The following is a 17,699-nucleotide window of genomic DNA, read 5'->3' on the forward strand; positions in this document are numbered from 1 at the left end:
ATGGCACATGTGAGAAGTGAGCTGAACGACGAAGAAGAGATGCTGGTCGCCACGGTGCGCGCGTTCATCGACCGCGACGTGAAGCCGACCGTCCGCGACGTCGAGCACGCCAATGCCTATCCCGAGGCGTGGATCGAGCAGATGAAGCGGATCGGCATTTTCGGCCTGGCCGTTCCCGAGGAATACGGCGGGTCGCCGGTATCGATGCCGTGCTACGTGCGGGTCACCGAGGAGCTGGCCCGCGGCTGGATGAGCCTGGCCGGCGCGATGGGCGGGCACACCGTGGTGGCCAAGCTGCTGACGCTGTTCGGCACCGAGGAGCAGAAGCGGGCCCACCTGCCGGCGATGGCGACAGGCGAGCTGCGGGCCACCATGGCATTGACGGAACCGGGCGGCGGTTCGGACCTGCAGAACATGACGACCACCGCTGTGCCCGACGGCCGCGGGGGCTTGCGGATCAACGGGTCCAAGACATGGATCAGCAACGCGCGGCGGTCGGGGCTGATCGCGTTGTTGTGCAAGACCGATCCGCATGCCACCCCGCGCCATCGCGGCATCTCGATCGTGCTCGTCCAGCACGGTCCCGGCCTGACGGTGTCGCGCGACCTGCCCAAGCTGGGCTACAAGGGTGTCGAATCCTGCGAGCTGTCCTTCGACGACTTCTGCGCGCCCGAGTCCGCGGTCCTGGGAGGCCAGCTGGGCGAAGGCTTTTCGCAAATGATGAAGGGCCTCGAGACCGGCCGCATCCAGGTGGCCGCCCGCGCCCTGGGCGTGGGTACGGCGGCGCTCGAGAACGCGCTCGCGTATGCGCAGCAACGGGAAAGCTTCGGGCGGCCCATCTGGAAGCATCAGTCGGTCGGCAACTACCTGGCCGACATGGCGACCAAACTGACCGCAGCGCGGCAGCTCACCCGCTACGCCGCCGAGCGCTACGACAGCGGTGAACGCTGCGACATGGAGGCCGGCATGGCCAAACTCTTCGCCTCCGAAGTGGCGATGGAGATCGCGCTGAACGCGGTGCGGATTCACGGCGGGTACGGCTACTCATGCGAATACGACGTGGAACGGTACTTCCGCGACGCGCCCCTGATGATCGTCGGCGAAGGCACCAACGAGATTCAGCGCAACGTGATCGCCGGGCAACTGGTGGCGCGGGGCGGCATCTGAGCGCAAGTCCGAATGTGCGGGCTTGACGACGAGGTGTGCTGTATCCTTGCCTGACTTATCCGCCAGCAAAGCGGCGGGCGGGTAAAAGCTACTGCGTCGAAAGAAAGTCGGCTGCCATGAGTTATCCCCCAGGGCCGTACGAGGGCTCGCCGGAGTTTCAGGGTCAGCCGCCGGAATGGCAGGGCCAGCAGCCGGGTTGGCAGGGGCAGCAGCCGGGTTGGCAGGGCCAACAGCCGGGTTGGCAGGCGCCGCAACCGGGTTGGCCCGGCCAGGCCGAGCCGGACAACTACCTCGTCTGGGCCATCCTGTGCACCGTGCTGTGCTGCCTGCCGTTCGGCATCGTCTCGATCGTGTACTCCACCAAGGTGTCCGGGCTGTGGTCGCAGGGGCGGTACGCCGAGGCCCAGGCGGCGGCCGACAGCGCCAAGAAGTGGGCCATCATCGGCGCCATCGTCGGCGTGGTGTTCGCGGTGATCATGGTGATCCTGTATGTGGCGATCGGCGTGATCGCCGTCTCCAACCTGCCCTCGACCACGACCACCACGTATTCCGGCTTCTGACAACGCTTTAGGCGCAGATGGCGTCGACCAGGCCCCAGGCCAGCGCGGTCTGTGCGTCGATGGTGCGGCCGGACAGCACGAGATAGGCGGTGCGCCACCGGCCGATCCGGCGGGTGACGCTCAGCGTCCCGCCGGCGCCGGGGATCAGGCCAAGTTCCAGTTCGGGTAGCCCGAACACCGCGTCGTCCCGCGCGACGACCCGGCCGCAGAACGCCGCCATCTCCAGCCCGCTGCCCAGCACGCGGCCGTGCACCTCCGCCCTGCAGGCGCGGCCGAGCCGGGCGGTGAGCGCGTCGAGGGCCAGCGCGGGGCTGTGCCGGGTGCGGGCAAGGTGCGCGCTCGCCGGGTCGGCGAAGGTGCCGAATTCGGCGAGGTCCCCGCCGCTGCAAAACGACGGCCCGTTGCCGCTCAACACGATCCCTGTCACCGAGGGGTCCAGTTGCGCGACGGTCAGCGCCTCCAGCAGCGCGGCCCGCGTGTCGGTGGAGAAGGCGTTGTGGCGTTGCGGCCGGTTGAACGCGATGCGCAGCGTGTCGCCGTCGCGCTCCGCCCGCACCGGATCGGCGCTGTGGGGCATTCCGGCCGGGCCGCGTTCGTCCAGCCAGCGCGCGAACTCGGGGCCCGCCTGCAAGGTCGAGTAGGCCAAGGATTCGGTCAGGACGGCGGGCAGCGTCGGGCCGGCGGGATCGATCGCGCGCAAGACGTCGTCGCACACGGTGCTGGCCCGCGGCCACCGGCCGCAGCGCTCGGTGAGCTCCGCCAGCGCTTCGGGCACCGAGTCGACGACGACCACCCGGCGGTCCGCGCAGTCACCCTCCTCGGTCAGCGTGAATGTCGCGTTCTGGAGCCAGAATTCGGGGGCGCCCGCGACTTGTCCGCCGGCGACGACCACCCCCGCGGGCATGACGTCGTCGGTCGGCGCCGGCTCCGTCAGGTCGACGATCCGCAGTGTCACACCGAGTACTTCTCGATCAGCCCGTTCTTGTAGAGCTTGCCGGTGTCGGTCCGCGGGAGCTGCGCCTCGAACGCGATGGAGCGCGGACACTTGTAGTGCGCCAGGCGATCTCGTAGCCAGGACACCAGCTCGTCGGCAAACCGGTCCGTGGCGTCCGCGGGGTCGACGGTTTGCACGGCCGCCACGACCCGCTGCCCCATCTCGTCGTCGGGCACGCCGAATACCGCCGCGTCCAAGACCTTCGGGTGAGTCACCAAGAGGTTCTCGGCTTCCTGCGGATAGATGTTCACCCCGCCGGAGATGATCATATGGTGGCGTCGGTCGGTCAGGTACAGGTAGCCCTCGTCGTCGAGGTAGCCGATGTCGCCGACGGTTGCCCACCCGTGCCTAGAGCGGGAGGCGGCGGTTTTCGTCGCGTCGTTGAGGTATTCGAACGACATTCCGCCCTCGAAGTAGATCTCGCCCGCCTGCCCCGGCGGCAGCTCGTCGCCGTTCTCGTCGAGGATGTGCACGGCGCCTGCCATGGGTTTGCCCACCGAGCCCGGATGCGCCAGCCAGTCCTCGGCCATGATCAGCGTCGACCCGTGGGCTTCGGAGGAGGCGTAGTACTCGTCGATAATCGGGCCCCACCAGTCCATCATCTGTTTCTTGATCTCGACCGGACACGGCGCCGCCGCGTGCATTACCCGCTGCAGGCTGGACAGGTCGTACGAATGACGCACGGCCTCAGGCAGTTTCAACATGCGGGTGAACATCGCCGGGACGAACTGGCCGTGCGTGACCCGGTAGCGCTGGATGGCCTGCAGGCAGCCTTCGGGGTCGAACTTCTCCAGCACCACGGTCGTGATGCCGCCCGCCTGCGCGCTCATCGACCACACCGACGGCGCGGTGTGATACAGCGGCGCGGGGCTCAGGTAGATCGAGTCGGGCGTCATCCAGAAGCCGACGAGTGCGGACATCATGCCGGGCGCCTCCGCCGGCGGCACGTGCGGCAACTCGCGTTTGATGCCCTTGGGCCGGCCGGTGGTGCCCGACGAATACTGCAGCAGGTCGCCCTCGACCTCGTCGTCGATCGGGGTGTCCGGTTCGCCCGCAACGCATTCGGGGTAGCGCCGCCAACCGTCGAGGTCGTCGTCAGCGATCAGCAGCAGTTCGGGCAGGCCGCCCGGCAAATGCTCGGCCAGGTTCTCACAGGTCTTGCGCAGCGCGGCCGACCCGATGATCGCCTTGGCGGCGCTGTTGTCGACGATGTAGGCGGCCTCGGCCGCCGTCAGGTGGGTGTTGATCGGCACGTAGTACAGGCCGCTGCGGCGCGCCGCCCACATGACCGCGTGGATGTGCTCGTTGTTCTCCATGAGGATCGCGACCGCGTCGCCCTCGGTGAGGCCGGCGCGCCGGAAGTAGTGCGCCAGCCGGTTGGCCCGCGCCTCCAGCTCGTCGAACGTGATGACCGTGCCGGACGGGTGAAGAATGATCGCGGGCTTGCCGGTCCCGAGATACTCACGAATCTGCATGCGCAGACTGTACCGCCGAAAAACTTGACGGGTGTCAAGTGGTTGCTCGAATCCCGGTCACCGCCGGATTCCCACCCCCCGGGGCGTTTGCCGGTACGGTACATTGCCTCTACGCCGGCGGTTTGCCGGCGCGACGGGTTCGGAGGTGCACATGGACACGGTGCCCGCCGCGTGCTGTTCCCCGACCGGCCAATTCGGCGTGTACGACTATGTCGACGGCATGGAGCGCCTGCTGCAGGCGGTCCAGGAATTGTCGCTGGCGCGCAGCCTTCCGGAGATCCAGCGCATCGTGCGGACCTCGGCGCGCGAGCTCACCGGCTGCGACGGGGCCACGTTCGTGCTGCGCGACAACGACACCTGCTACTACGCCGACGAGGACGCCATCGCCCCGCTGTGGAAGGGCAGCCGCTTCCCGATCGAGATCTGCATCAGCGGTTGGGCGATGCGGCATCGGGAAGCGGCGATCATCCCGGACATCTTCCGGGATTCGCGCATCCCGCAGGGCATCTACCGCGCGACGTTCGTCAAGAGCCTGGTGATGGTCCCGATCCGCAAGCTCGACCCGATCGGGGCCATCGGCAACTACTGGGCGCACCGGCATCCGCCGTCCGAGCAGGAGGTTCGCCTGCTGCAGGCCCTCGCGGATTCGACGTCGATCGCCATGGAGAACGTCGCGGTCTATTCCGAACTCGAGGAGCGGGTGCGCGACCGCACCGCGGAGCTTCAGAGAGCCAACGAGGAGATCAGCCGGCTGTCCGTCACCGACGAACTGACCGGGCTCAACAACCGTCGCGGCTTCTACCTGCTGGGTGAGCAGAAGCTGCGCGGCGCCCACCACCTCGGCCACAACTGCGTGCTCGCGTTCCTCGACGTCGACGGGCTCAAGCGGGTCAACGACGAACAGGGGCACGACGTCGGCGACGCCCTGATCAAGGATGTCGCCCGGGTGCTGCTCGCCGTGCACCGCGAGTCCGACATCGTCGCGCGCCTGGGCGGCGACGAATTCTGCGTCATGGTCACCGAGAATGACGGCGGCACGGAAGCGGTCAAGGAGCGCCTCACCCGGGCCTTCCGCTCGTTCAACGCGAAAAGCGAACGGCCCTACCGGCTTTCGGCCAGCATAGGCCTGGTGCAGGCGCCCGTGGCCGAACACGCGAGCTTGGATGAGTTGCTGGCCCAGGCCGACGAACTGATGTACGCCGAGAAGAGGGCGAGCCCGCACTCACGGCGCGCGGGATAAGCTCTAGCGCAAGCTAATCGGCGTCGGCGAGCCGCTGCTTGAGCGCCTCGAACTCGTCCTTGACGCCGGTCGGCAGCTTCTCGCCGACGAACTCGAACCACTCCTCGATCAGGGGCAGCTCTTCGCGCCACTCGGCGGCGTTGACCGCCAGCGCCTTCGCGACGTCCTCGGCGGCCACGTCGAGGCCGTCCAGGTCGAGGTCCTCGGCGGTCGGCACGATGCCGATCGGGGTGTCCTGGCCGCCGGCCTTGTGCTCGATGCGGTCGACGATCCACTTCAGCACCCGGCTGTTCTCGCCGAAGCCCGGCCACAGGAACTCGCCCTTCTCGCCGCGGCGGAACCAGTTGACGAAGAACACCTTCGGCATCTTCGACTCGTCGGAGTTCTTGCCGAGGTCGAGCCAGTGCTGGAAGTAGTCACCCACGTGGTAGCCCAGGAACGGCAGCATGGCCATCGGGTCGCGGCGCACCGTGCCGACCTTGCCCTCGGCGGCGGCGGTCTGCTCGCTGCCCATGGTGGCGCCCATGAACACGCCGTGCTGCCAGTCGCGAGCCTGCGTCACCAGCGGCACCGTGGTCTTGCGCCGGGCGCCGAACAGGATCCCCGAGATCGGCACGCCCTGCGGGTCGTCCCACTCCGGGGCCAGGATGGGGCACTGCGACATCGGGGTGCAGTACCGCGAATTCGGGTGCGCGGCTTTGGTTTCCGTCTCGCGGATGTACCAGTCCTGACCCTTCCAGTCGATCAGGTGATCCGGCTCGCCCTCCAGGCCTTCCCACCACACCTCGTCGTCATCGGTCAGCGCGACGTTGGTGAAGACGGTGTTGCCCGCGGCGATGGTGCGCATCGCGTTGGGGTTGGACTTCCAGTTGGTGCCCGGCGCCACCCCGAAGAAGCCGAACTCCGGGTTGACCGCGTACAGCCGGCCGTCCTTGCCGAACCGCATCCAGGCGATGTCGTCGCCCAGGGTCTCCGCGCGCCAACCGGGGATGGTCGGCTGCAGCATCGCGAGGTTGGTCTTGCCGCACGCCGACGGGAACGCGGCGGCGAAGTAGTACGCCTTGTTCTCCGGGGAGATCAGCTTGAGGATCAGCATGTGCTCGGCCAGCCAGCCCTCGTCGTGGGCCATCGCCGACGCGATGCGCAGCGAGTAGCACTTCTTGCCCAGCAGCGCGTTACCGCCGTAGCCCGAGCCGTAGCTCCAGATCTCGCGGGTCTCCGGGAAGTGCGTGATGTATTTGGTGTCGTTGCACGGCCACGCCACGTCCTTCTGGCCCGGCTCCAGCGGGGCACCCACCGAGTGCAGCGCCTTGACGAAGAACCCGTCGTCGCCCATCTTCTCCAGCGCGGCCTTGCCCATCCGGGTCATCGTGCGCATCGACACCACGACGTACTCGGAATCGGTGATCTCCACACCCAGCTTGGGGTCGTCGGCGCCGAGCGGGCCCATGCAGAACGGCACCACGTACATGGTGCGGCCCCGCATGCAGCCGCGGTACAGGTCGGTCATCTTCGACCGCATCTCGGCCGGGTCCATCCAGTTGTTGGTGGGGCCGGCGTCGACCTCGCGCTCGGAGCAGATGAAGGTCCGCGACTCCACCCGCGCCACGTCGGACGGGTCGGACAGCGCCAGGTAGGAGTTGGGGTGCTTCTTCTCGTTCAGCTTGGTGAAGGTGCCCGCCTCGACCAGCTGACCGGCCAGCCGGTCGAACTCTTCGGCCGAGCCGTCGGTGAACACCACGCGCTCCGGCTGGGTGAGCTCGGCGACCTCCTGTACCCACGACAGCAGCCCCTGATGTTTCGTGGGCGCGTTGTCCAAACCGGGAATGGTCGCTGAGGTCATCGAAGTCTCCTGAATTCTTCTGCGTCTCGGGCTTCTCGTTACAGCCATCGCGTATGCGGTCGCCCACACAACGGTGGACATGGTGGCGTTAACTACAGGTTATCGTGAGCAACTTGTCGGGGAAGTCTCGGGCAGGTATAAGCCTTCTCACAACAACGATTCAGAAGATCCCTCGGAATCGCCATCCCCGCTGAAAGAAGCCGGTTTTTCGGTCGCCTCGCTCGACGCGTCCTTTTTCACGTCCGAAGCGGGCACATCAGCCGCAGGTATACCCGATTCGCCGAGTTCCGCACGCACCGCGTCCAGGGCGGCCCGCACCGTGGGCATCTCCCGGTCCCGCGCCGCGGCGGCGCGGGAGGCGGCCATGGCGTGCGCGCGCAGCTCCCGGTCGATGGCGCTGACCTGGTCGCTCACCTCCGCGTTCTCCACCTCGTCCTGTGCCAGCACCGCCTTGCTCAGCACCGACTCGGCCACCAGCACCCGGGTGGCCACCAGCTCCTCGGCCACCGACCGCAGCGTGGAGGTCACGTCACCCGCCCAGCGGTCCAGCACCGCCCGGTCGTGCAGCAGGCTGCGGAGGTTGACCACCAGCAGGGTGACCGCCAGCCCGATCGCCACGCAGGCCACGGCCGCGGCGACGGACAGGGCGGGATTGAGGCGGGCGGCCAGTCCGCTCAGCAGCCGGCTCAGGGTCAGCGCGACGCCCAGGCCGAACCCGGCGCCCAGCAGCAGCATCAGCCAGGTCTCGTGCCGCCGCGATTTCAGCGGGGGCGGCGGGACGTCGACCGTCGGGAGCTTCTCGAGCGGCGGCAGCGTCGTCGCGACCCCCACCACCTGCGCCACGTCGGCGAGGTGGGTGGCGGTGCCGTCGTTGACTTCGGCGACCACCTCGTCCAGCCGCCCGCGCGCGTGCGCCTCGAAGTTCGCCATGGCGCGCCGGGACAGCCCGGCCGCGTCTTCCTGCAGTTCGCTGCGCACCGACGAGCTGCGGTTGCGCGCGAAGTGGGACAGCTGAACGCGGGCCTGCTGGATCTGGCCGCGCAGCGTGATGGTGCGCTCGGTCTTGGCCTCGCGCCGCTGCCGCAGGGCCGTGCTGCGCTCGGCGCGCAACGCGTCGACCCGCGCCCGCCGCCCGGCGCCGTCGGCATCGCGGTCGAACCGCTGCGCGACCGTGTTGAGCCGGAACTCCCAGGCGCGCAACCTGTTTCGGCGGGCGAGCTCGGGGTCGGCCAGCCGCGCCGAGAGCGCCGCCACCAGGTCGTCGACGTTCGGCTCGCCCAGGTCGGGCAGTGCGGCCGCGCCCACCCATGCCACCTCGCCGTAGCGCGGCGCGTGCGCGGCCAGCGTCTCCCGGTTCGCGGCGACGACGTCGCGCCACCCCCGGTGCACGTCGATCTTGGACACCACGCCGACCACGGCATCGGTCTGCGCGACGGCGGCGTCCAGCAGCGCGCAGTCCGACGCCGTCAGATGGGCCGCCGCGGACACCACGAACACCACCGCCATCGGTACGTCACCGGGCCCCAGTTCCGAAGACTCGACGAACTTGTGCTCCGGCAGCCGTTCGGCCAGCGCCGCGGCCACCGCGCTGACCCCGGCCATCCACGGCCCGGTCACCAGCACCACGTCGCGGCGGTGGATGGCCGGGGCGTCCAGCTCCGGTCCGATGCCCGCCACCAGCGCGTCGACCTGGGCCACCGGATCGTCGTGTGTCTCGCCGCTCACCGCCAGTCCCCCCGGGCCAGCGAACCGCAGGTCTGCGACCACAGCCGCATCGATCCCCTGGCGATGTCCGCCCCGCAGGCGCGGTGCAGGTCGCTCTCCGCCGCTCGGCTGTACCGCTGCCAGCGCACCGCGCGCGGTAGGTGCGCGGACGGGTCGCCGTCCCAATCCGCCGGTCCCGCGTTGTCCTGGTCCAGCCCGGCCGCAGCGGCCAGGTCGACGGCGGCCGCCATGCGGGCCAGCACCGTCTCGTCGCGGGACAGGAACCCGCTGATGGTTTCGTCGCCCACCGCGAGCGCCTCCAGGTCGGCGACGGCCTCGAGCACCCGCTGGTAGCGCGTCTCGGCGCCGGCGATCGAGAGGCGGGACAGCACAGCGTCGACCCCGCTCGTCCGGCGCAGCAGCGCCCGCACCTGCGCGGGCGTCCGGCCCTGCCGGACCGCGGCGACGCCGAGCGCGATGCCGAACAGATCCAGGGTGGCCAGCAGGCGCAGCCGCATCTCGGCCGGCACGGGGTTGTCCGCGGACAGGAAGCCGGCGAACGAGCCGTCGAGGGCGGCGGCCGCACCGGGATGCGCGGCCAGCGTCCGCAGCGCCGCCCATAGCGGGGCGTCCAGGCCGTCGAGCGCGGCGACGGCGAGCAGCGCGGCCAGCGGAACCATGGGCGCGCCGGCGACCTCGGCGAGCTCGGCGCAACGGGTGCGCGCCGTGGCGATGGGCCCGTCGCCGCGGGCGAGCGGCCCGGCCAGGTCCGCCTTGTTCAGCACCGCGAGCACCGGGCGTTGCGCGGCGGCGATCGCGTCGATGTCCTCGGGCTTGACCACCTCGGTGGTCACGTACACGACGAGGTCGGCGTCATCGGCGGTGGTCACCGAGATCCCCGCGGCCGTTCCGCCGCGGTCCAGCGCCCGGGCCACCGTGGCGCAACCCACGCCGCGGCGTCCCCGGACGCGCACGCGCAACGGCGCGGCGGTCCGCTCGGCGATGGCTGTTACCCGTGGGTCGACGTGACCGGCGGCGAATCGCGCCAGCTCGTCGACGAAATCCCGGTGTCCTTGTCCCCTCATGGTCCTCTCATGTCCTGCGTGCGGTGCGACGGTTCCGACCCGGGGGCCGATCGGAGTTCCACCGAATCGTGGCACTTGCGTCACTTTGATGCGAGCCACCGTCTGACTGTTACCAGCTGAAGGCAACTGTTGGGTATCAATCTGGACCAGGGGCGGCTACATCACTCGGTTATGGGTCACGATGGACAAATGCATGCGCAACCCGGGGTGGGAATGTGTCGGGTCGCGCCGGAGGAGCAATCGGACGACCGCCGCGACCAGCGCTATCTTCCGGCATCGACGTTTCGCTCCCGACGGTCGGCCCTGTCCGACGCCCAGCGGCAGACCTGGGAACGACGGTGGCCGGAGCTCGGGCTGTCCCTGGGGGGCGGCGAAAGCGATGACCCGTCGCCGCTGGACACCCGCGCGTGGTTCGGCCGGCAGGCGCCGCTGGTGCTCGAGATCGGTTGCGGCAGCGGCACTTCGACGTTGGCGATGGCAAAGGACGAGCCCGCTATAGATGTGATCGCGGTGGAGATCTACAAGCGGGGGCTGGCGCAACTGCTCTGCGCGATCGACCGCGAGGGGGTTGGCAACATCCGGTTGATCCGCGGCAACGCGGTCGACGTGCTGCAGCGGCTGATCCCGTCCCGCTCCCTGACCGGGGTGCGCGTCTTCTTCCCCGACCCCTGGCCGAAGGCCCGGCACCACAAGCGCCGGTTTCTGCAGCCCGGCACGATTGGCCTGATCGCCGACCGGTTACTCCCTGGTGGTGTCCTCCATGCCGCGACGGACCATGCCGGCTACGCCGAACACATCGGCGCCCTCGGCGATGCCGAGCCGCGGCTGTCGCGCGTCGACGACGCCGGCGGGTTGCCGATCTCGGTGGTGCGGCCGACCACCAAATACGAGACGAAAGCCCACGATGCGGGCAGCGCCGTCACCGAATTCATCTGGCTACGACATGAGTAGGCGATGACCATGAGCCTGGCGGAAGAAAAGACCGTGGCAGAACAGCCGGTGGCGGTGTTGTCCGACGACGCGCTGGGCGGCTTCTCCCCGCCGGGCGGCCGGGTGTTGCTGGTGTGGGACGCGCCCAACCTCGACATGGGGCTCGGCTCGATCCTGGGTCGGCGCCCCACCGCGCTGGAGCGCCCGCGGTTCGACGCCCTGGGGCGCTGGCTGCTGGCGCGCACGGCCGAGGTCAGCGCCGGCCGGCCGGGCGTCGTGGTCGAACCCGAGGCCACCGTGTTCACCAACATCGCGCCGGGCAGCGCCGACGTCGTCCGCCCGTGGGTGGACGCCCTGCGCAACGTGGGGTTCGCGGTATTCGCCAAGCCGAAGATCGACGAGGACAGCGACGTCGACCGCGACATGCTCGCCCACATCGAACTGCGGCGCAGCCAGGGGCTGGCGGCGCTGGTGGTGGCCTCGGCCGACGGACAGGCGTTTCGTCAACCGCTGGAGGAAATCGCCCGCACCGGAGTCACCGTCCAGGTCATCGGATTTCGCGAACATGCGAGTTGGGCGCTAGCGTCGGATACCTTGGACTTTGTCGACCTGGAAGACATCAGCGGTGTGTTCCGGGAGCCGTTGCCGCGAATCGGCCTGGATTCGCTGCCTGACCAGGGAGCATGGCTGCAGCCGTTCCGGCCGCTGTCCGCTCTGTTGACCGCGCGTGTGTGACACTGGAAAACCGATGCGCGGGTCGTTAACGATCCAGTAAGGAGCTTGCGTGTTCGCCTGGTGGGGTCGAACTGTGTACCGGTACCGGTACATCGTGATCGGGGTCACGGTAGCTCTGTGCCTGCTGGGCGGCGTTTTCGGGATGAGCCTTGGCAAGCATGTCACACAGAGTGGCTTCTACGACGAGGGCAGCCAATCCGTGAAGGCCTCGGTGCTGGGCGACCAGACCTACGGCCGCGACCGCACCAGCCACATCGTCGCCACCTTCACCGCCCCCGAGGGCAAAACGGTGGACGACCCGGCCTGGCGGGACAAGATCGTCGCGCAGCTCAACAAGTTCAAGACCGACCACGCCGACCAGGTCGTCGGCTGGGCCGGCTGGCTGGCCGCGCCCGACAGCACCAACCCGTTGATCAAGGGGATGGTGAGCGAGGACCGCAAGCACACCTTCGTGTCCATCCCGCTCAAGGGTGACGACGACGACAGCATCCTCAACAACTACAAGGCCATCGCGCCCGATCTGCAGAAGCTCGACGGCGGAACGGTGGCGCTGGCCGGGCTGGAGCCGATCGCCAACGCCCTGACCGGCACCATCGCCACCGACCAGCGCCGCATGGAGGTCCTCGCGGTCCCGATGGTGGCGGTGGTCTTGTTCCTGGTGTTCGGCGGTGCGGTCGCCGCGGGCCTGCCGGCGATCGTGGGTGGGCTCAGCATCGCGGGTTCGCTGGGCATTCTGCGGCTGGTCGCCGTGTTCGGGCCGGTGCATTATTTCGCCCAGCCGGTGGTGTCGCTGATCGGTTTGGGTATCGCGATCGACTACGGGCTCTTCGTGGTGAGCCGGTTCCGAGAAGAGATCGCCGAGGGTTACGACACCGAGACCGCCGTGCGGCGCACCGTGATGACGGCCGGGCGCACCGTGACGTTCTCGGCGGTCCTGATCATCGCGTCGAGCGCCAGCCTGCTGGTGCTGCCGCAGGGCTTCGTGCACTCGCTGACCTACGCGATCTTCGCCGCCGTGGGGCTCGCCGCGTTGCTGTCGATCACGTTCCTGCCGGCCTGCCTGGGCATCCTCGGCCGCCACGTCGACGCACTGGGCGTGCGGACCGCATTCCGGGTGCCCTTCCTGCGGAACTGGAAGTGGTCGCGGGCCTACCTGAACTGGCTGGCCGACCGGCTGCAGAAGACCAAGACCCGCGAAGAGGTCGAGGCCGGGTTCTGGGGCAAGCTCGTCAACTGGGTGATGAAGCGGCCGCTGGCGTTCGCCATCCCGATCGCCGTCGCCATGATTTTGCTGGTCATCCCGCTGAGCAACCTGTCGTTCGGCGGCATGAGCGAAAAGTACCTGCCGCCAACCAATCCCGTGCGTCAGGCGCAGGAACACTTCGACAAGCTCTTCCCCGGCTACCGCACCGAACAGCTGACGATGGTGATCCAGAGCACCAATCACAGCAAGGTCACCGACCAACAGGTCGCCGACATCCGCAACAGGATTTCCTCGATCGGCGGGTTCACCGACAAGACCTGGGAGGAGCGGCCGTGCCCGACCATTGCCGGCAACCCCTGCGTCGCCGGACCGAACGGCACGACGGTGCCCAAGGACGGCTCGGTGCGCGTGATCCAGAACGGCCTGGTCAATAAGAACGACGCCGCCAAGAAGATCAGCGAACTCCGGGCGATAAATCCGCCGAAGGGCTTCAACCTCTATGTCGGCGGTACTCCGGCCCTGGAGCAGGACAGCATCCACAGCCTGTTCGACAAGGCTCCGCTGATGCTGGTGCTACTGCTGGGCGCCACGCTGCTGCTGATGTTCCTGGCGTTCGGGTCGGTGGTGTTGCCGGTCAAGGCGGTGCTCATGAGCGCGCTGACGCTGGGGTCGACGATGGGCATCCTGACGTGGATCTTCGTCGACGGCCATTTGTCGGGCGTGCTCAACTTCACGCCCACCCCCCTGATGGTGGTGGTGATCTCGCTGGTGGTCGCGGTGGGTTTCGGCCTGGCCACCGACTACGAGGTGTTCCTGGTGTCCCGCATGGTCGAGGCGCGCGAGCGCGGCATGTCGACCGCCGAGGCCATCCGGATCGGCACCGCGACGACCGGGCGCTTGATCACGGCCGCCGCCCTGGTGCTCGCCGTCGTGGCCAGCTCGTTCGTGTTCTCCGACCTGGTGCTGATGAAATACCTGGCGTTCGGGCTGATGGCGGCGCTGCTGCTGGACGCCACCGTGGTCCGGATGTTCCTGGTGCCGTCGGTGATGAAACTGCTCGGCGACGACTGCTGGTGGGCCCCGCGCTGGGCCAGGCGGCTGCAGAACCGGATCGGGCTGGGCGAGATCGACCTGCCCGACGAGCGCAAGCGGCCGACCCTCAACGGGCGCCCCGCCCGCCCGCCGGTGTCGGCCAGCCTGGTCGCCGCCGCGCCGCGCGCACCGCACGATCCCACCCACCCCGCGGCCCTCGAGCCGTCGCGCGCGACGCGTCCGGGCCCGGCCGAGCCGAAACCCGGTCAGGAAGTGCCCGCGGGCGCGGCGATGCGCGCCCCGGCGCAGGCGCCCGACGCCGCGCGGTCGCAGGCCCGGCCGCCGACGGAAGCCAAGACGACGCGGCTTTCGGTGCCCAACGCCGGCCCCGCCAACGCGGCGCCGCCGGCACCCGCGCGGCCTCCCACCCCGGGCCCCGCGGCGCCGCCGCCGCCATCGGGCGGCCAGACCCGCGCAATCCCGGTGCCCGGCAATCGATCTGACGACACGGGCGACGCCGAACCGACCACCGCGTTTCCGTCCGCACGGTCGGAGGGCAACGACTCCGAACCGGCCACCGAGAAGCTCACCTCGCACCCACAGGGCGACAACGGCGACGCGCGCCAGCGCCGGCGCTCCGGCGGCGGCGTGTCCGCCCAGGACCTGCTGCGTCGCGAGGGACGGCTGTAGACCCCGGTCCGGCTAGGTTGCGGGTTCGTCCGGTTCCGCCTGCAAGATCGCGCCCTCGTCGGCCTCCTCGGCCTGCTTCTCGGCTTCGGCGGCCGGGTCCGGGGCGGTCAGCACCTGGATCGCGTTGTTGAGGAACGCCACCGTCGGGACGGCGAGCAGCGCGCCGACGATGCCGGCGAGCACGCCGCCGGTGGAGATCGCCAGCACCACCGCGAGCGGGTGAATCGACACCGCGCGCCCCATCACCAGCGGTTGCAGCACGTGGGCCTCGAGCTGGTTCACCGCGATCAGCAGACCGAGCGTGATCAGCGCGTAGACAATGCCTTTGGCCAACAGCGCGACCACCACGGCCAGCAGCCCGGACACCAACGCACCGATCAACGGGATGAAGGCGCCAAGAAACACCAGCGAGGCCAGCGGCAGCGCCAGGGGTATGCCCATGATCGCCAGGCCCGTGCCTACCCCGGCCGCGTCGGTGAGCGCCACCAGGAAGGTGGCCCGCACGTAGCCGGTCAGCGACCCGTAGCCGGCACGGCCCGCCTCGCTCACCCGGTCGCGGACGTCGGCCGGAACGATCCTCGAGACGTAGGCCCAGATGTTGCGCCCGCCATAGAGGAAGAAGATCAGCGTGAACAGCACCAGCACCGCCGCGGTGACCAGTTCGGTGATGGTGGCCGCCGTGGACAGGGCGCCGCTTTCCAGCTTCGCCTGGTTGTTGCGCAGCGCCTCGATCGCGGCGTTGCCCGCGTTGTCGATCTGTTCGCGGCGCAGGTGCGCCGGCCCGTGGATGAGCCAGCGCCGGGTGGATTCGATGCTGTGGGTCACCTGTTCGGTCAGGCCCGGCAAACCATCCACGAACTGGTTGACGACGAACGCCAGGATGCCGCCCAGGAGCGCGAAACCGCCGAACAGCACGAGTGTCACCGCGCCGCCGCGGGGCAGGCCGCGTCGATCCAGCCAGTCGACCACCGGCAGCAGCAACGCGCTGAGCAGCAGCGCCACCAGTACCGGGACGACGATGACCTCGAGCTTCTTCACCACCCACAGCAGGGCGACCAACGCGGCAAGGATCACCAGCAAACGCCAGGCCCAGGCTGCGGTCTTGCGGACAATGGGTTCGACCGAAGCGTCGTCGGTGTTTGCTGGCATGGCGTGAGCCTATCCGGCCGGCGGCGTCGCCAAACGTGCGCGGACTCCACCGCGCGCCACCCGGGCGCGGCCATGCCGCCACGATCCGGTTACGACCCCGGAACTTCCCAGACACGGTCGGCCCCGCGCGACGATCCCCGCGCCACCTGCACCGTTACCCTAAATCACGTGCCGCACGACGCACCGGCCCGCAATCTCGACTTCCCGCGCGAAGAGACCCCGCGCGGGAAGTACTGGTGGGTGCGCTGGGTGATCCTCGGGATCGTCGCGATCGTGCTTGCCGTGGAGGTCGCCCTGGGCTGGCGTCAGCTGGCCAAGGCCTGGACGAGCCTGTACGAGGCGAACTGGTGGTGGCTGCTGGCATCGGTCGTCGCGTCGGCCGCGTCGATGCACAGCTTCGCGCAAATCCAGCGCACCCTGCTCCGATCGGCCGGGGTGCACGTCAAGCAACTGCGGTCGGAGGCCGCCTTCTACGCGGCCAACTCGTTGAGCACCACGCTGCCGGGCGGGCCGGTGCTCTCGGCGACGTTTTTGTTTCGGCAGCAACGGATTTGGGGCGCCTCCACGGTGGTGGCGTCCTGGCAGCTGGTGATGGCGGGTGTCCTGCAGGCCGTCGGGCTGGCGCTGCTGGGCCTGGGCGGCGCGTTCTTCCTCGGCGCCAAGAACAACCCGTTCTCGTTGCTGTTCACCCTCGGCGGCTTCGTCGCGTTGCTGATCCTCGCCCAGGCGGTCGCGTCGCGACCGGAGCTGATCGACGGGATCGGTTGCCGGTTGCTGTCGTGGGTGAACTCCGTGCGTGGCCGGCCCGCCGACACCGGCCTGGCGAGGTGGCGCGAGACCCTGATGCAGCTCGAATCGGTGAGCCTGAGCCGCCGCGACCTGGGCACCGCGTTCGGTTGGTCGATGTTCAACTGGATCGCCGATGTGGCCTGCCTCGGCTTCGCGGCCTACGCCGCCGGCGACCACGCGTCGGTCGCCGGGCTGACGGTGGCGTACGCGGCCGCCCGCGCGGTCGGCACCATCCCGCTGATGCCGGGCGGGTTGCTGGTGGTCGAGGCGGTGCTGGTGCCGGGCCTGGTGTCCAGCGGCATGTCGTTGCCCAACGCGATCTCGGCCATGCTGATCTACCGGCTGATCAGCTGGCTGTTCATCTCGGCGATCGGCTGGGTGGTGTTCTTCTTCGTGTTCCGCACGGAGAACGTCACCGTCCCGGACGATGAGGAGGCCGCGCCGGAACTCGAGCCGCCGGCGCCGCAGGTCCCGGCCGCCAACGATCCGACCGAGACCGCCCTGCAGGGCCCGTTACCGCCGGACCGCAGCCCCGAAGCCGGGAACTAGCCCGCGGTGTTGCCCCGCGGCGGGCCGGCCAGCGGCAGCGCCCCCGCCGCGTTACCCGGCAGCGCGGGCAGACCACCGGCCGCGCCCTGCGCCTGCTGCATCATGCCCATCGCCTGGGTGGGCGAGATCGGCAGCTTGCACTGCAGCGAGAGGTTGGTCAACGGCTGGGCGATCGAGGTCATGTCGCCGGCGACCTTCGGGTTGGCCTCGAAGTAGGACTTCAGGCCGGTCATCGACTGCGGGCCGGCCTGCTGCTGCAGCATCGAGGTCATGGTCTGGTTGGTCTCCGGGTGCGCGTCCAGGTAGTCGCCCATCGACTTGGAGACCGAACCGATCGTCCGGGCGATTTCACTGGCCGCGCACGGATCGTTGGCGCCGGTCGCCGGGGCCCCCGCCAGGACGGCCAGGGCGGCGCCCGGCACGGCGGCGGCGATCAGCCCGGCGACGATCCTGCGCCGCCCGGTCGCGGTGGCTCTCGTCATGGAAACTCCTTTGGTGTTCGCGCGCAGCACCGACGCCTGCAAACGGCTGCATTAGACGGCCCATCGAACGC

General features: G+C 69.3%; 14 protein-coding genes. 7 read left to right on the top strand and 7 right to left on the bottom strand.

The features are described 5' to 3' along the window. The first annotated feature begins 21 nt into the window (after positions 1-21). Both A5730_RS23190 and A5730_RS23195 read left to right on the top strand, forming a co-directional pair. On the top strand, positions 22-1,167 hold the full coding sequence (locus A5730_RS23190) for an acyl-CoA dehydrogenase family protein (protein ID WP_067905742.1): 1,146 nt from the start codon (positions 22-24) through the stop codon (positions 1,165-1,167). 116 nt (positions 1,168-1,283) lie between these two features. Beyond that, complete coding sequence (locus tag A5730_RS23195; RefSeq protein ID WP_067905705.1) at positions 1,284-1,727, top strand: CD225/dispanin family protein; 444 nt, start codon at positions 1,284-1,286, stop codon at positions 1,725-1,727. A gap of 7 nt (positions 1,728-1,734) precedes the next feature. Here the strand turns inward: A5730_RS23195 and A5730_RS23200 are convergent, their stop codons facing one another. Together A5730_RS23200 and fadD4 are read right to left on the bottom strand one after the other, a co-directional pair. Further along, a complete protein-coding gene (locus A5730_RS23200) occupies positions 1,735-2,631 on the bottom strand; it encodes an enoyl-CoA hydratase/isomerase family protein (protein ID WP_067905744.1) in 897 nt (298 codons plus the stop codon). A 47-nt stretch (positions 2,632-2,678) separates the two neighbouring features. Then, on the bottom strand, positions 2,679-4,196 hold the full coding sequence (gene fadD4, locus A5730_RS23205) for a fatty-acid--CoA ligase FadD4 (protein ID WP_067905707.1): 1,518 nt from the start codon (positions 4,194-4,196) through the stop codon (positions 2,679-2,681). 151 nt (positions 4,197-4,347) lie between these two features. On the opposite strand from fadD4, the gene A5730_RS23210 reads away from it, so the two are divergent. After that, entirely contained in the window at positions 4,348-5,436 is a 1,089-nt protein-coding gene (locus tag A5730_RS23210) for a sensor domain-containing diguanylate cyclase (protein WP_067905709.1), read from the top strand. 13 nt (positions 5,437-5,449) lie between these two features. Here A5730_RS23210 and A5730_RS23215 read toward each other — a convergent pair whose 3' ends face one another. From A5730_RS23215 to A5730_RS23225, 3 genes are all read right to left on the bottom strand, one after another. Next, entirely contained in the window at positions 5,450-7,279 is a 1,830-nt protein-coding gene (locus A5730_RS23215) for a phosphoenolpyruvate carboxykinase (GTP) (RefSeq protein ID WP_067905711.1), read from the bottom strand. A 147-nt stretch (positions 7,280-7,426) separates the two neighbouring features. After that, entirely contained in the window at positions 7,427-9,004 is a 1,578-nt protein-coding gene (locus A5730_RS23220) for a hypothetical protein (RefSeq protein ID WP_067905746.1), read from the bottom strand. After that, complete coding sequence (locus A5730_RS23225; protein WP_067905714.1) at positions 9,001-10,068, bottom strand: hypothetical protein; 1,068 nt, start codon at positions 10,066-10,068, stop codon at positions 9,001-9,003. Before A5730_RS23225 ends, A5730_RS23220 begins: the two co-directional genes overlap by 4 nt. Positions 10,069-10,239: 171 nt before the next feature. Between A5730_RS23225 and trmB the strand changes: the two genes are divergently transcribed. From trmB to A5730_RS23240, 3 genes are read left to right on the top strand one after another with little or no spacing between them, the layout of a single operon-like run. Next, on the top strand, positions 10,240-11,019 hold the full coding sequence (trmB, locus tag A5730_RS23230) for a tRNA (guanosine(46)-N7)-methyltransferase TrmB (protein WP_067905716.1): 780 nt from the start codon (positions 10,240-10,242) through the stop codon (positions 11,017-11,019). Between the two features lie 9 nt (positions 11,020-11,028). Next, the gene (locus A5730_RS23235) at positions 11,029-11,733 is read left to right on the top strand and encodes an NYN domain-containing protein (RefSeq protein WP_055401169.1); all 705 of its coding nucleotides are present in this window, start codon (positions 11,029-11,031) and stop codon (positions 11,731-11,733) included. Between the two features lie 49 nt (positions 11,734-11,782). Continuing rightward, entirely contained in the window at positions 11,783-14,659 is a 2,877-nt protein-coding gene (locus A5730_RS23240; protein WP_067905719.1) for an MMPL family transporter, read from the top strand. A gap of 12 nt (positions 14,660-14,671) precedes the next feature. Here A5730_RS23240 and A5730_RS23245 read toward each other — a convergent pair whose 3' ends face one another. Next, the gene (locus A5730_RS23245) at positions 14,672-15,808 is read right to left on the bottom strand and encodes an AI-2E family transporter (RefSeq protein ID WP_067905720.1); all 1,137 of its coding nucleotides are present in this window, start codon (positions 15,806-15,808) and stop codon (positions 14,672-14,674) included. Between the two features lie 168 nt (positions 15,809-15,976). Here A5730_RS23245 and A5730_RS23250 point away from each other — a divergent pair, with 168 nt between their 5' ends. Then, a complete protein-coding gene (locus A5730_RS23250) occupies positions 15,977-17,146 on the top strand; it encodes a TIGR00374 family protein (protein ID WP_055401098.1) in 1,170 nt (389 codons plus the stop codon). On the opposite strand, the gene A5730_RS23255 is transcribed toward A5730_RS23250, so the two are convergent. Next, positions 17,143-17,628, bottom strand: coding sequence for a hemophore (locus A5730_RS23255; protein ID WP_067905747.1), 486 nt, complete (start codon positions 17,626-17,628; stop codon positions 17,143-17,145). The genes A5730_RS23250 and A5730_RS23255 overlap by 4 nt on opposite strands. Positions 17,629-17,699: the final 71 nt, after the last annotated feature.

Origin of the sequence: Mycobacterium sp. ACS4054 (assembly GCF_001667275.1) — a bacterium.
GTDB lineage: Bacteria > Actinomycetota > Actinomycetes > Mycobacteriales > Mycobacteriaceae > Mycobacterium.